This window comes from Formosa bonchosmolovskayae, from assembly GCF_051016085.1.
In the GTDB taxonomy this organism is placed as follows: Bacteria; Bacteroidota; Bacteroidia; order Flavobacteriales; family Flavobacteriaceae; genus Formosa.
Genome location: NZ_CP174605.1, coordinates 2,502,123 through 2,515,514, shown reverse-complemented (window position 1 = coordinate 2,515,514; position 13,392 = coordinate 2,502,123). Strand labels below are relative to the sequence as shown.

Genomic DNA, 13,392 nt, shown 5'->3' with positions numbered 1-13,392 from the left:
CCAATTATTTAGATTAGACATTTGCTCTAAATAAAATCATAGAGTAATGACTAAAAGAATAATAGCCTTTGGAGCTTCAAACAGTAAGCAATCTATTAATAAACAATTAGCTGAATATACAGCGAGTCAATTAATAGGAACAGAAACAACAATTCTCGACTTAAATAACTTTGAGTTACCTGTATATTCAGTCGATTTAGAAAAAGAATCGGGAATACCAGCAAATGCAATCCGATTCTCACAATTCATAAAAGAATCTGATGCTATCATAATTTCACTTGCAGAATACAATGGTTTGCATACTTCAGCTTTTAAAAACCTTTGGGATTGGTTATCGAGAATTCCAATGGAAAAACCGATGAGTTTTTGGGACAATAAAGCGATGTTTCTATTATCAACTAGTCCTAGTAAAATGTCCAATAGTAATGTGATAAAAATTTCTAAAGAATTATTTCCACATTTTGGAGCAAACATTATTGCCGATTTTCATTTACCCTCTTTTGGTTATTTTTTTAAAGACGGACAAATTGTTGAGCCAAAACAGAAACAATTATTCGATACCGAAGCATTAAAATTTCAAATACATTTAAATAATATCTAATTATAAATAATCTATAAATCTTATTAAAGACTTTAATAGTACTCTGGGAGCTTGTTTACATTTTAGATGGTACACCAGCAATCAATTTTGTTTTGTCTGGAGACATTACTTCTTCTAAAACAAAATTAGCTAGAATTGAAAATCACGGATTTAATTTATTTTGGGTTGGCTTTGTGGCTTTTTCCAGTGCTAGCCATTATTACAAGTTTTTACGTTTATTTTAAAACGAAAAAGCCGAATCAAATGGAATAAAAACGGCATACAAAACCGCAACTTTCTTTATATACAAACATTAACAGTAATGTATGTTATCATTATCTAACAAAGAACCAAAGCTCATTTAATACACAGGTTAATTAGATTTTTTTAAGGTAAATAAGCAAACATTTACAATATCATCAAACATTTTCTCACTTATATCTAATTTTGTGCTAACACGTAGTCCGTTTAACGAATTAGATACATTACAAGGTAGAATCGATGATTTTAGTCAAGATGTAATTATCTCACAAATAGAATTATTGTTAAATTATAGCAATCGCTTCTATAAACGACAATTCATCACCCGGAAAGCTGTAAATAATGACTTACTACAAAAAGTGGAAGAAATTTTGGACGATGCTTTTAACAACGAAAAACCATTAACACAAGGAATTCCCACTGTACAGTTTCTTGCAGAACAATTACATATTTCTCCAAGTTATTTAAGCGACCTTTTACGTATTATGATTGGGCAAAATGCACAACAATACATCCACAGTAAATTGATTGAAAAAGCAAAGGAAAAATTATCAACTACAAATTTAACGGTGAGTGAAATTGCTTATGAACTAGGATTCGAGTATTCCCAATCCTTTAGCAAACTTTTCAAGACAAAAACAAGTCTTTCTCCATTAGAATTTAGACAGTCTTTTAACAGAATTGATAGAGGGTAAATAAAATCTTGAAACACGTTGTAAAACATTTGGCTAAGAAGTTATTTTTTAAAATTGATTTTCTTTTAAAAGGAATAAAATTATTAATCCAATAAATGGTCCTTTTCTAATTTCTCTCTTGTAGCTGTTATTAAGAGCTCTCTTTCATTGTTCACTTGAGATAAAAAAACATCATTAATATCACTTTCACTATCGTGTTGCACACTCCAACGAACCATATCTAGCAAAATTGGGAGCATATTAATTCCCTTTTGGGTAAGGCTGTATTTAATTCTTGATTTTTTAACTTTATCTTTCCCTTTACTAATTATACCTGTTTCCTCCAAGTGTTTTAGACGGTCTCCTAAAACACTTGTAGAAATTTTTTCTCCTGATTCTAAGAATTCATTATAATGCCTTTTTCCGTTAAACATTAGATCTCGGATAATTAATAAAGACCATCTATCTCCAAAGTGCTCTAAAGAGTAGTTTATTGGGCAGTGTGATTTCATCTTCATGCCACAAATATATTAAAACATACTTATTTTTAACTTGGGAATAAAAAGTTAATTGATACTTAACTTGCTTTTTAGAAGTTAAAATTTAATTTTGTGATTCAAATAAAATATTACAGATGGAAAACAGCACAGAATTTAAAGGAGGATTAGACACATTAGCATTTTATAATATGGCCTTTGTGGTCTCTAACATTGAGGATTCAATAAAATGGTATACAAATAATCTAGGTTTTAAATTAATTATTAAACAAGCTATTCCTGTTCCTGAAGGAAAGGCAGAAATGGCTTTTATGCAAGGAGCGGGTATGAAAATTGAAATGATTCAAAGCTCCAATAATCAATTAATTGAGTCAATTACAAAAGATTCAAAAACTGATACACTACCTACAGTAATCGGTTCAAAAGCATTAGTATTTTATGTTGACAATTTAGAAGTAACTACCAGGGAACTTGAAAATAAAGGCGTTAATTTTTTATGGAAAGAGCGATATTTAGCAGGGAATAGCCTTTTTTGTACTATGATTTTAGATATTGATGACAATAGGATTAATATATTCCAAAGAAATACCATTGCATAAGCTAAACAGGGATAGTTAGTTTCATCAAACTATCCCATAATGTTTAAATGAATAATACACAGAAAATAAAAAAACGAAAATTGATTGAAAATTTTAAAGATATTGAATATTTAAATTCCGGAAACGCAAGACAACGACTTGCATATTCGGAAATCAAAAAGCTTAATATTTTTGAGAAACTTAAAAAATACAACCCGATTTTAACTGGAACTATTCCAATCGGAATTGATTTACCAGAAAGTGATTTAGATATTATTTGTGAGTGCCAAAATCACTCTGAGTTTAGGGCATATTTATTAGCTCAATTTTCTGACAAAAAAGACTTTAAAGTGTATTCAATAAAACAAGATGGAATTGATTCAACAATTGCGGCATTTAAAACGGATCATTTTTTGTTTGAAATTTTTGGTCAAAATATTCCAACCGAAAAGCAAAACGCATATCGCCATATGATTATTGAAAATAGAATTTTAAAAGAAAAAGGCTCTAAATTCAAACAAAGCATAATAGAGTTAAAATCCAACGGAATAAAAACGGAGCCTGCCTTTGCCAAATTATTAGGGTTGGATGGAAATCCATATGCTGCATTATTAAAGTTAGAATAAAAAATCCTTTGAAAACCAACCTAGGATTTCAATTATGAAGTTCGTGCTCTGCTGACTCAAAAGCATATGGGGTTAATTTAGTTTATTTTATCAACTTTAATACTCTAAGATTTCTTTATAGATCATTATAAGCGGTTGTGCATCATAGAAAGAATAAAAATCATAAAGAATTAAGAAAGTAAAAATAATTTTGAACACTTTCTTCAATGCTTTCATTTGGTGTATCTGCAACAATTCCATAATGTGCAAAATATGGACGATAATTAGCTTTTATATATTTAAAAGTAAGTTCAAAGGGAAGTATTATTTCTTTTAATGTATGCTTATAACTGCCTTTTATTGAATAATCTTCTGCAGTTGACCCTGCGCTTATAGCTAATCCAATTTTTTTATTTTCTAATGTATAACCACTTTTACTTCCAAAAGCCCATCCATAAACTAATACTTCATCAAACCATTTTTTTAAAAGCGGAGGAGAACTAAACCAATATAAAGGAAACTGAAAAATAATTTTATGATAGCTTTCCATTAATCTTTGCTCTGCCATTACGTCAATTTTTTCATCAGGATAAATTTTATATAATTGATGGATATAAAATTCATCAGGATATTTATTTAATTCCTCAATCCATCTTTTATTAACTATAGAGGTTTCCAAATCAGGGTGGGTAACAATTACTAAGGTTTTCATGGTTTACAAATTTAAAATTTCGTGTACAAATCTAACCGTTTACACTTAATTTTGTAACTGATCTACCAAATGTACGGTACTAACAAAAATGTAAGTAATGACTAAAATAAAAGTAACATCTACTAATTTTGCCAATAAACAAGCTTTATCTAATGAATGTCTTGAAGTTTATGCTACTAATATTATTGGGGGGCAATGGTCACTACCTATTTGCTACGCGTTATTAAGTGGTAAATTACGATTTGGAGAATTAAAAAAGCTCTTTCCAAACATAACGGAAAGAATGCTTACGTTGCAGTTAAGAAAATTAGAAAAAAATAAAGTGCTAACCCGAACAATTTATGCTGAAGTTCCTCCACGTGTTGAATACGAATTAACTAAAATAGGTTACGAACTAAAACCTATAATTAAAGAACTTGAAAAATGGGCTAAAAAACATAAAGATGTAAAATAAAAAAATACGATAGTAGAATATCAAGAAGAGTAACAGATAAAATCCTATAAGATTAATTTCTATTTTAAACTTGCTTACAAAAATGGTAGTGGATTTTAAATTAAGAACAATCGATACAATTTCCAGTGAGAGGACGCAATTTACATTTTGAACTTCATATCCTTTAGGAGTTAAATATTCAACAGGAGTGTCCAGACACTTAATAGTATCACAAGATAAGCACCGAAAGTGAAAATGATACAGATAGTCTTCCGGCTGTTCATATTTTTTTTGCAAACTGCAAAGTATTGCTTACCATATTCAGCAACAATTCTATGCACTAATTCGTATTCACAGAATCTATTTAACACCCTAATCGTAGCCCTATTTATGTCTTTATCTAATTCCCTTTCAATAGCATCCTGACTTAATGCTTTTTTTGAATTTGAAAGTAATTTAGTAAAGCTTCTTCCGTAGGCGTATTTCTTCTTTTTATATTTAATGCAACTATTTCGCAATAACATAAAATTTTCATTACATTTGCTTTATAATGCGACATTGTCGCGTTTAAAAAACGCGTAAAATGACGGGAAGGAATACAAATCTAATATTCAGTTTTGATTTAGAAGATTTCAACTAACCGTATTCTTGCTAACATTCAATTCTAAGGGTCGAAGGAAAGTTAATTAATTTAGATGTAATTCCTTTATATCTTAAATCGAAAACTTTGGAATGTCAGATTTTTAGAGATAACATTTGTGAATAAATAATACTGTCCAAAACAATGTGTAAAGTAGAGCGAGTCGATGCCTATATAAAGGTTAGGATCTTTGGACAGTGACATTTTTTTTAATTTATCAAGCATGGAATATAAAACTCAAACACGGCGTAATTTTATGAACACAACATCTTTAGCTGTTTCTGGAATGGCTTTACCAATACCTTTAAGTACATTTAAAACCATAGAATATATGAAAAACAATCAAGAATTTGATGTAGTAATTGTAGGCGGAAGTTACGCTGGTTTATCTGCTGCAATGACGTTAGGCAGGTCGTTAAGATCTGTTTTAATTATAGATAGTGGAAACCCTTGCAATAAGCAAACTCCGCATTCACACAATTTCCTTACTCAAGATGGAGCAACACCGGAAGCGATTTCTAAAATTGCTAAAAGTCAGGTTTTAGCTTATCCAACGGTACAATTTTTAAATGATTTGGTCCTTTCGGCAATTAAGACAAAAGCAGGATTTGAAGTGTCTACTAATTCACTTAATCCGATTAAAGCTAAAAAGATTCTTTTCGCCACAGGCGTTAAAGACATCATGCCAGCTATAAAAGGATTTTCCTCATGTTGGGGAATTACTGTCTTACATTGTCCGTATTGCCACGGATACGAAGTAGCTCATAAAAATTTAGGAATAATTGCTAATGGAGTTACTGCTTTTGACTTGTGCACATTAATTCAGCATTGGTCAGACACCTTGACTCTTTTTACCAATGGAACATCAGAATTAAATGAAGAGCAAAATATTTTGATTAGTAAATTGAATATTAAAGTGATTGAAACTGAAATATCCGAATTAAATCACGAGAATGGACTCATAAAAAGTGTAGTATTTGTTGATGGCACAAAACAGGATGTAGAAGCGATATTCTCAAGGGTTCCATTCCAACAGCATTGCGAAATTCCAATACAATTAGATTGTAAAATTACCGATACGGGACATCTAGAAGTAGATTGCTTTCAAAAGACAACTATTGATGGTGTATTTTGTGCAGGTGATAATACAACACCTTTTAGGACGGTATCTTCTGCAACATCTGCAGGAACAAAAGCAGGCGCTTTTATAAATATGGAACTTTTAAAAGCAGAACTACCGACTTAAAAACGCACTACTTTCTATATATTTAAGCAGGAATTAGTATTGAAACACAATGTTTAAAATTAATATAATTTAAATGAAGGAAAAATTAAAATCACATATTGAGAAACTAACACGGCTTTCAGATACAGAGTTTTCTTATGTTTTATCTCATTTTTCGTATGAAGCGTATAAAAAAAATGATTTTCTTATTCGACAGGGAGAACAGGTTAATCACTGCTTTTATGTGATTTCGGGACTTTTAAAATTAGTTTATAATAACAATAAAGGAAAGGAACATATTGTGTCTTTTGCAATGGAAGATTGGTGGGAGAGTGATTTTTCAGCCTATTTTACAAAATCTAAAGCTAAAATGGCATTACAATGTATTGAACCTACTACTGTATTTTCAATTAGTATTAGCGATTATGAAAAGCTATCTACCGAAATGCCCAAAATGGAACGATTTTTTCTTCAGAAATCTAACGCAGGGTTTATTGCTTCGCAACAAAGAATTTTATCTTTTCTAACTTCAAACGCAAAAGAACGATATGAACAACTATTAGAACAACACCCCATGCTATTTCAAAAAGTTCCTAAAACCCTTTTAGCGTCTTATCTAGGTGTTTCCCGCGAGACCCTTAGCAGGTTGTCTTCTTAATGTTCTTATAATTGTGATGTTTGTCACGCTATAAGACTGATAATATGTGTCTATTTGTAACGGATAGAAAACCTAAAATAATGGTAATTCTATTAATAATAATGTATCAACACATAAAAAAGAAAATCAAATGGAAAAAAGAATCATTAATCCTTGGGAATGGCAAAACGAAAGAAGTTATGTGCAAGCAATTGAAATAACAAATCCTGAAGGCACACTTTATATTTCTGGACAAACTGCAACAAATACTGATGGTATGTCAAGTATTGGAGATATGAAATCCCAACTCATAGAATCTATAAAGAATTTAGAAAAAGTAATTAACGAAGCTGGATATGAATGTAAAAATATAGTAAGGTTAAATATCTATACTACTTCTTCCGAAGAACTATTTACCTGTTTTAATATTTTTCAAAATTGGATAACGAAACATAATATAAAACAAGCAAGTACATTATTGGAAGTAAAAAGCCTCTTTCAAACCTTAAAAATAGAATTAGAAGTTACTGTAGTCAAATAATTAAAGGGGAAAGACTATAAACTAAAGAATGACTAGATTTTATAAATAAGCATAGGGTTTTGTGCTAACGCCAAAACACTGTGTTTTTTAAAAGTTCACTACATTTAAAACTTAATGAATAATAGCATATACAATAAAAACAAAATATTTAAATTTGCATGAGTAATAAACAGAAAAGACAATGCTTATCTAATGTCCTTTGTTTGTTTTGCGCAAAGCGTTGTAGCCAATTAAAAACAATAAAATGTCAATAACATCAGAATCAGAATTAGTAGGAATGAAAAAAATTAGTGAAGTTGTTGGAACGACACTAAAATTAATGAGAGCATATGCTAAAGTTGGTATGTCAACTAAAGAGCTTGATGATTATGGTGGTGAAATTTTAAAGCGTTACGGTGCTAAATCTGCACCTTATGAAACTTATGGCTTTCCTGGTTATTCTTGTATAAGTATAAATAAAGAAGCGGCACACGGCATACCATCAGAGAAAAAAATATTAAAAGAAGGAGATTTAATTAATATTGATGTATCTGCAGAACTAAACGGATTTTGGTCTGATAATGGAGGTTCTTTTGTTCTTGGAAAAGACATTCATAATCATCAACCTCTTGTAGATGCTTCCAAACATATTTTACGCAAAGCCATACAAAATATTAAAGGCGGTGTGAGAATCTCTGAAATTGGATATTTAATAGAATCTGAAGCAAAAAAATCAGGATTTAAAGTCATTAAAAACTTAGCTGGTCACGGCGTTGGAAGAAGTTTACACGAAGAGCCAGAGAATATCTTAAACTACAGAGTTAAAAGTAACAGAGAACGATTCAAGAAAAACACAACAGTAGCTATTGAAACGTTTATCTCGACAAATTCGACTGTTGCTGTAGAATTAAATGACGGTTGGACGTTAGTGGGAAATAAAGGAGGCTATGTAACCCAACACGAACACACCATACTGGTAACGGACAATTATCCTGTTATTTTAACAAAATCGAATGACATTTGGGATTAAACTTATGGATAAATAGCCTTTTGTGGGCAGTTTAAAAACTTACGAACAGTCTTTACAAATCCCTGTTAGAACACAATTTGCATTTTGAACTTCATAACCATTAGGAACTGAATACGCTACAGGTACTTGCAAACATTCAATTGAATCGCACGACAAACATCGGAAATGAAAATGATGTTGAATAACCTCTTCTTGATTCTCGCATTTTTTGCAAATGGCAAAGTACTGTTTCCCGTCTTCGGCAACAATTCTATGCACTAAATCATCCTTACAAAATCTATTCAATACTCGGTATATAGTAGCCCTATTTATTTTAATATCAAGTTGTTTTTCAATGGCATCCTGACTCAATGCTTTTTTTGAGTTTGTAAGTAAATTTAAGACAGCGTCTTTTGTAGGTGTATTTCTTCTATTCATTTATTATTGCGAATTTGTTGCAATAATACAAAAAAATTATATATTTGCCAAAACACAATTGCAACTAACTCGCGTTAACAACTTGAAATGATTAGAGGAGAAATAGTGACAAAAGTACAATAATGCGTTCTTTTGCCATAGCAGTTTCTAGTGGTTACATTTCAGGGGTAGTTATTAATAATAAACTTACACAAGAAAGTATTAAAAATGGTCGAAGTATTTATAACAAACGTAAAATCAGAATGCCACTCGGAAGACATTCTACAATTTTTAGAACATAGTTATCCAACGCTAAAAATCGATTTCGACTTAGAAGATTTCAATAAACCATATCCTTGTGGACATTCCATTTTAAGGATTGAGGGAGAATTAATTGATACAATTACTATTGTACAGCAACTTAAATCCAAAGGAATTGAATGTGATGTATTAGAAGATAAAATTTGTGTATAGTTATGACAGAATTTTGGGAAACTGCTTTCAACGATAAGAAAGAAATGTGGGGAATGAAACCTGCACAATCTGCTGAACTGATAAAGAATTTCTTTATAGAAAAAAAAATAAAAACCATTCTAATTCCAGGAATTGGATATGGACGTAATGCCCAACCGTTTATTGAAAATGATATTGAAGTTACTGGAATTGAAATTTCACAAACCGCCATTGATTTAGCTATTGAACATTTTGGTAATGATTTGACAATACATCACGGTTCAGTAACCGAAATGCCTTTTGAAAACAAAAAATATGACGGTATTTTTTGTTATGCTCTCATCCATTTATTAGACAGCGAAGACAGAAAAAAGCTTATAGAAGATTGCTACAATCAACTAAATGAAAATGGTTACATGGTTTTTACCGCTATAACCAAAAACTCACGTCAATATGGACTAGGCAAATTGATTAATAAAGACCGCTATGAAATTCATAAAGGTGCAAAACTATTTTATTACGACGAAAAATCGGTCAAAACAGAATTTGAGAAATATGGACTTTTTGAAATAACTGAAGTAGAAGAAAATCAACCAATGTTTTTGATAAAATGTCGAAAAAATCAAATAAAACAACAAACTTAAAAAGTAATGCGTTAAAAAAAAAGGAACATTAACCTTTTACTTAGAAGTGTTTAAAATCCTGTAAAAAATAATGTTATGTTAAACGGATAAATAGAATCTTGAAGAATGAGTTTTATCTTTATAAGGTATTCATTAACGTAACATACGCTAACTGGGCTAAATAAGTAAATTTATCCTAAGAATGTAAAACACTTCACATGTATAATAATTATCAGTGTAAAATCAAATTTAACTTGAAATCATATTTTTTGGACGTATCATAAATGGACTAAACACAATACTAATTCTTAAGTGATACTTATTCGAAATACAGGCTATACAAATTAAAATCAAATAATTAAGAAAGTTTTATTTTAACACATAATTAGCATCGTAGCCACAATTCCACTAAATACAATATGCGCCCCAACAAGCTGAACATAAAACGGAAATTTAGGAACTTGTGGCGGATTGCCGTGTAAAGAAAACATAAATTTCCAACCGATTACTCCAAATAAACCAGCAAAGAAACCAAACATTAAAGCATATAATAGCTCCGAAATATTGGGAATTATTTCTCTAAAAAATAAATACCCAAATAAGAACACAAAACCAATACCAAAGTGCAAACACCATCCGATCCATATACCAAAGTCAGATTTACTTATAATATTAGCACGATTTACCAATTCTTTTAAAAGGTTCGGTTCACTGAAATTCATATTATTAGAAAGCGACACGATATAAGAATATCCCGTCATACAGGTTACTGCTATAATATTAATAAGTATGATTTTTAGTACAGTCATAAGGCACTATTTATAATAATTGACTGTAATTTAAAGGTAATCATACCGAATTGTGATTGTTAACACAAATTTATTTAATGCTATCGATCATTATTTTAGTTAGAAAAAATTTATGTATTTGCCTGTAGAAGCAAACGAACACGCGAATGACAATAGCAAAACCTATCAGGAAGTAATCATTTGCATAGTATAAAAAAATGCTATTAACATGTAAAAAAAATTAGCACCAAATTTGCTGTAAATTGGAGCCTCGTTTAGACTACCAACATCAGTATACATTAAAATTTACACACAGAAGTTCGCAAAATGAAATCAATTTAATCCTTCAATTCAAAACAATACGCCTACTCCCATTTAGTTCCATCAGCTCCAGTTGAAGTTTTTCATAATCCCCTAATGAAAATTTAGGTAATACATATACAAAACGTCTAAGTGTTTTCTTTAACACTGTTTTTGGATAATCGTGTTTGTAAACCACATCGAGTTGATTTTTTTGATATGAGGCTTTTCGCTTTTTATTAGTTGACACTTTATATATATTTAAATAATCTAATTCAAAATTAATATGTGATTTGTTTTTAAGCTCCATAACCATATAGACAGCACCCTTATAATGCCTGATTTGCTTTAACTTTAATACAATCCCCTTTTTACGTTTTGTTTTCTGTGATTTAAAATTAATACCTAACAGATGTCTACTAAATTTTTCATAACCTCCAAATTGTTTATTATTTAAGGTATCATCCATAGAAACATTATTTATTATGGGGAGATTGGGCACTTCATTTCCGATACTCTCTGAATTTGATACAAAATAATTCAGTTTCGAAATGGAGTCTTTATACTGAATCACATAAGAGTATACCTGCCCATCATCTGTAATAACGAGAAGATTACTATCGCTTCCTGGACGTGCTTGTAGTAGCCCAAAATACTGCTTCTTTTCTCGATTATAGGTAAATACAACATGTTCCGATCCTGTGATGCCCTGACGGATAGCCTCAGAAAAAAAAAGTGATACATTCATTTTCTCATTCGCTTGGATTGTGTCCAAACTTTAGGCTGTTGCGCTGTAGCCAAAACCGATAGCAATGCACAACATCCAATAGAACTATACATTTTCATATTCATATTTAAAAGGTTTAAGAATTATTAATCTACTCTTAGAAACATCTTATAGTTACTTAGTACAGTAACTTTCACACTTCTGTTATCGCGTTGAAATATGTGCTTTACCCCGTCTATTTGAGGTACTCCTGCTATACTTATATCCTGAACAAGATCACCTATAACCTCGGTAGTCGCTTCTGCTCGAAAACTATTTTTAATGTAAATACCTTCATTACCATCCTGCCAGTCGTAAGCACTTAAATTTACCGGGTCATGATCTATTTTATTTATTTTTATTAATGTTCTATTTGGTTTAAAAGCAACAAAACCGTAAACAGCTGTGTGTTTAGGATATACATTCCCATTAATTTCGCTATCTTCTAATAAGCGCATTCTAATCCTATAATTTGTTCTTACAGTTTGTTTACCATCTACCACTACGGGTATGGATTTCTGGTTTTCCTCTAAGATTATACCTTGTGGATTTGAAGCAAGAAACAATTGATGCTCTAATCCCATCGCTTTGGTATCTTGTTCCACAAGTGGTTCTTTTAAATCCAAGGGTGGATTCTCAGAAATTGGCATCAAGTTTTTATAATTTTCCAAGGGCTCTAATTCAGGTTCATCTGTATAGAATATTCTACTATGTTCATATATACTATCCACTAATTCAAGTTTCCGCGAATCTATCAAATGACTATCGTATACTCCCAAAGAGTCTAAATAGCGTTCATCATAAATACTAGGTGCATTAGTTTGTTTTACTTCTTTTAAATCATTTATAGCTTCCAATTTAGAGTCATACTGTTTTTGGTCATCTTCCAAATCAGGAATTGGAATTTGATTGACATCAAGAACTGGCTCTTCATTTTCATCCATCAAAATAATGCCGTATGCTCCGATAAACAACAAAACACATAATACAAAACCCCCAAATACAATTTTATTTTTTTCTAGTTTCATAACATTATAAATTTAATTAGTTTCCAATTTTCTAAGCGTATTTTCAAAAAAATCAGTAATGAGTAAGCCATGCGTATTATTGGGAAAATTACGATCTACATGGATCAAATGTCCTGTTGTCGTTAATTCATACCGGTCAATAATAGCGCCTCTATTTATTTCAAACACTGTGACGGTTTGAAAGGTGTAGGGTAACGTTTGAATCTGTATAGTAGAGTTTACACTAGACACTTTTTGCACCAAAGAATACTGCAATAGCCGATTATAAACACCATCTGATTTTTTTTGTCTATACAGGGCATCTACAGAACTATTTCCTAACCATAAAGCCTTTTCTAACTGACGTTCGTAGTTACTCGCATCAATATTATAAAAGTACTTGTGAAACAATTCTAAATGCGCCAAAGCTTCCACTTCCAAGTTCTCATACTGAGACACCAATTTTAACGGAATCACATGCCCCTCTGTACTGATCGCAAAAGCATGTTCTATCATATGTTTATGTTGTCTCACAACCAGTAGAATTGCAACGACACTGATTATAGTAGCCGCTATAACCACTGCTAAAACGACAATTCTATTTAACTTTAGTACACTGTAAATATCTTTATAAGGTGTTTTCATAGGTCTATGATTAAAGAGTTAT

General features: G+C 30.8%; 17 protein-coding genes and 1 pseudogene. 11 read left to right on the top strand and 7 right to left on the bottom strand.

Features of this window, described 5'->3' with window-relative positions; translation table 11 throughout:
• Positions 1–46 precede the first annotated feature (46 nt).
• Positions 47–601, top strand: a complete 555-nt coding sequence (locus ACKC83_RS10795; RefSeq protein WP_414037565.1) for an NADPH-dependent FMN reductase — start codon at positions 47–49, stop codon at positions 599–601.
• Positions 602–1,059: 458 nt separating this feature from the next.
• A pseudogene (locus ACKC83_RS10790) lies at positions 1,060–1,536 on the top strand (helix-turn-helix domain-containing protein); the annotation flags it as partial.
• An 83-nt stretch (positions 1,537–1,619) separates the two neighbouring features.
• On the opposite strand, the gene ACKC83_RS10785 reads toward ACKC83_RS10790, so the two are convergent.
• The gene (locus tag ACKC83_RS10785) at positions 1,620–2,033 is read right to left on the bottom strand and encodes a winged helix-turn-helix transcriptional regulator (RefSeq protein ID WP_414037566.1); all 414 of its coding nucleotides are present in this window, start codon (positions 2,031–2,033) and stop codon (positions 1,620–1,622) included.
• Positions 2,034–2,149: 116 nt separating this feature from the next.
• Here ACKC83_RS10785 and ACKC83_RS10780 point away from each other — a divergent pair, with 116 nt between their 5' ends.
• The gene (locus ACKC83_RS10780) at positions 2,150–2,611 is read left to right on the top strand and encodes a VOC family protein (RefSeq protein ID WP_414037567.1); all 462 of its coding nucleotides are present in this window, start codon (positions 2,150–2,152) and stop codon (positions 2,609–2,611) included.
• A 47-nt stretch (positions 2,612–2,658) separates the two neighbouring features.
• Positions 2,659–3,216 carry a DUF4269 domain-containing protein gene (locus tag ACKC83_RS10775; protein WP_414037568.1) on the top strand — a complete coding sequence of 186 codons (558 nt, stop codon included), beginning with the start codon at positions 2,659–2,661 and terminating at the stop codon, positions 3,214–3,216.
• Between the two features lie 160 nt (positions 3,217–3,376).
• On the opposite strand, the gene ACKC83_RS10770 is transcribed toward ACKC83_RS10775, so the two are convergent.
• Positions 3,377–3,907, bottom strand: coding sequence for an NAD(P)H-dependent oxidoreductase (locus ACKC83_RS10770; RefSeq protein WP_434035483.1), 531 nt, complete (start codon positions 3,905–3,907; stop codon positions 3,377–3,379).
• A 97-nt stretch (positions 3,908–4,004) separates the two neighbouring features.
• Here ACKC83_RS10770 and ACKC83_RS10765 point away from each other — a divergent pair, with 97 nt between their 5' ends.
• From ACKC83_RS10765 to map, 5 genes are all read left to right on the top strand, one after another.
• Positions 4,005–4,361: a winged helix-turn-helix transcriptional regulator gene (locus tag ACKC83_RS10765; protein WP_434035482.1), complete on the top strand. Its 357-nt coding sequence runs from the start codon at positions 4,005–4,007 to the stop codon at positions 4,359–4,361.
• Positions 4,362–5,236: 875 nt separating this feature from the next.
• Positions 5,237–6,226: an NAD(P)/FAD-dependent oxidoreductase gene (locus tag ACKC83_RS10760; RefSeq protein WP_434035481.1), complete on the top strand. Its 990-nt coding sequence runs from the start codon at positions 5,237–5,239 to the stop codon at positions 6,224–6,226.
• A gap of 73 nt (positions 6,227–6,299) precedes the next feature.
• Entirely contained in the window at positions 6,300–6,863 is a 564-nt protein-coding gene (locus tag ACKC83_RS10755) for a Crp/Fnr family transcriptional regulator (RefSeq protein ID WP_414037572.1), read from the top strand.
• 130 nt (positions 6,864–6,993) lie between these two features.
• A complete protein-coding gene (locus ACKC83_RS10750) occupies positions 6,994–7,383 on the top strand; it encodes a RidA family protein (RefSeq protein ID WP_414037573.1) in 390 nt (129 codons plus the stop codon).
• Between the two features lie 244 nt (positions 7,384–7,627).
• Positions 7,628–8,392, top strand: coding sequence for a type I methionyl aminopeptidase (map, locus tag ACKC83_RS10745; protein ID WP_299780636.1), 765 nt, complete (start codon positions 7,628–7,630; stop codon positions 8,390–8,392).
• A gap of 39 nt (positions 8,393–8,431) precedes the next feature.
• Here the strand turns inward: map and ACKC83_RS10740 are convergent, their stop codons facing one another.
• On the bottom strand, positions 8,432–8,809 hold the full coding sequence (locus tag ACKC83_RS10740) for a Fur family transcriptional regulator (RefSeq protein WP_414037575.1): 378 nt from the start codon (positions 8,807–8,809) through the stop codon (positions 8,432–8,434).
• A gap of 207 nt (positions 8,810–9,016) precedes the next feature.
• Between ACKC83_RS10740 and ACKC83_RS10735 the strand changes: the two genes are divergently transcribed.
• Positions 9,017–9,262, top strand: coding sequence for a hypothetical protein (locus tag ACKC83_RS10735; RefSeq protein WP_414037576.1), 246 nt, complete (start codon positions 9,017–9,019; stop codon positions 9,260–9,262).
• Between the two features lie 2 nt (positions 9,263–9,264).
• Positions 9,265–9,885, top strand: a complete 621-nt coding sequence (locus ACKC83_RS10730; protein ID WP_414037577.1) for a class I SAM-dependent methyltransferase — start codon at positions 9,265–9,267, stop codon at positions 9,883–9,885.
• A 353-nt stretch (positions 9,886–10,238) separates the two neighbouring features.
• Here ACKC83_RS10730 and ACKC83_RS10725 read toward each other — a convergent pair whose 3' ends face one another.
• From ACKC83_RS10725 to ACKC83_RS10710, 4 genes are all read right to left on the bottom strand, one after another.
• Positions 10,239–10,673 (bottom strand): hypothetical protein, encoded by a 435-nt coding sequence (locus ACKC83_RS10725; RefSeq protein ID WP_414037578.1) that lies wholly within the window; start codon positions 10,671–10,673, stop codon positions 10,239–10,241.
• A 325-nt stretch (positions 10,674–10,998) separates the two neighbouring features.
• A complete protein-coding gene (locus ACKC83_RS10720) occupies positions 10,999–11,700 on the bottom strand; it encodes a DUF4138 domain-containing protein (protein ID WP_434035480.1) in 702 nt (233 codons plus the stop codon).
• A 125-nt stretch (positions 11,701–11,825) separates the two neighbouring features.
• Positions 11,826–12,746: a conjugative transposon protein TraM gene (gene traM / locus ACKC83_RS10715; RefSeq protein ID WP_434035479.1), complete on the bottom strand. Its 921-nt coding sequence runs from the start codon at positions 12,744–12,746 to the stop codon at positions 11,826–11,828.
• A 12-nt stretch (positions 12,747–12,758) separates the two neighbouring features.
• Positions 12,759–13,370, bottom strand: a complete 612-nt coding sequence (locus ACKC83_RS10710) for a conjugal transfer protein TraK (protein WP_434035478.1) — start codon at positions 13,368–13,370, stop codon at positions 12,759–12,761.
• Between the last annotated feature and the right edge of the window lie 22 nt (positions 13,371–13,392).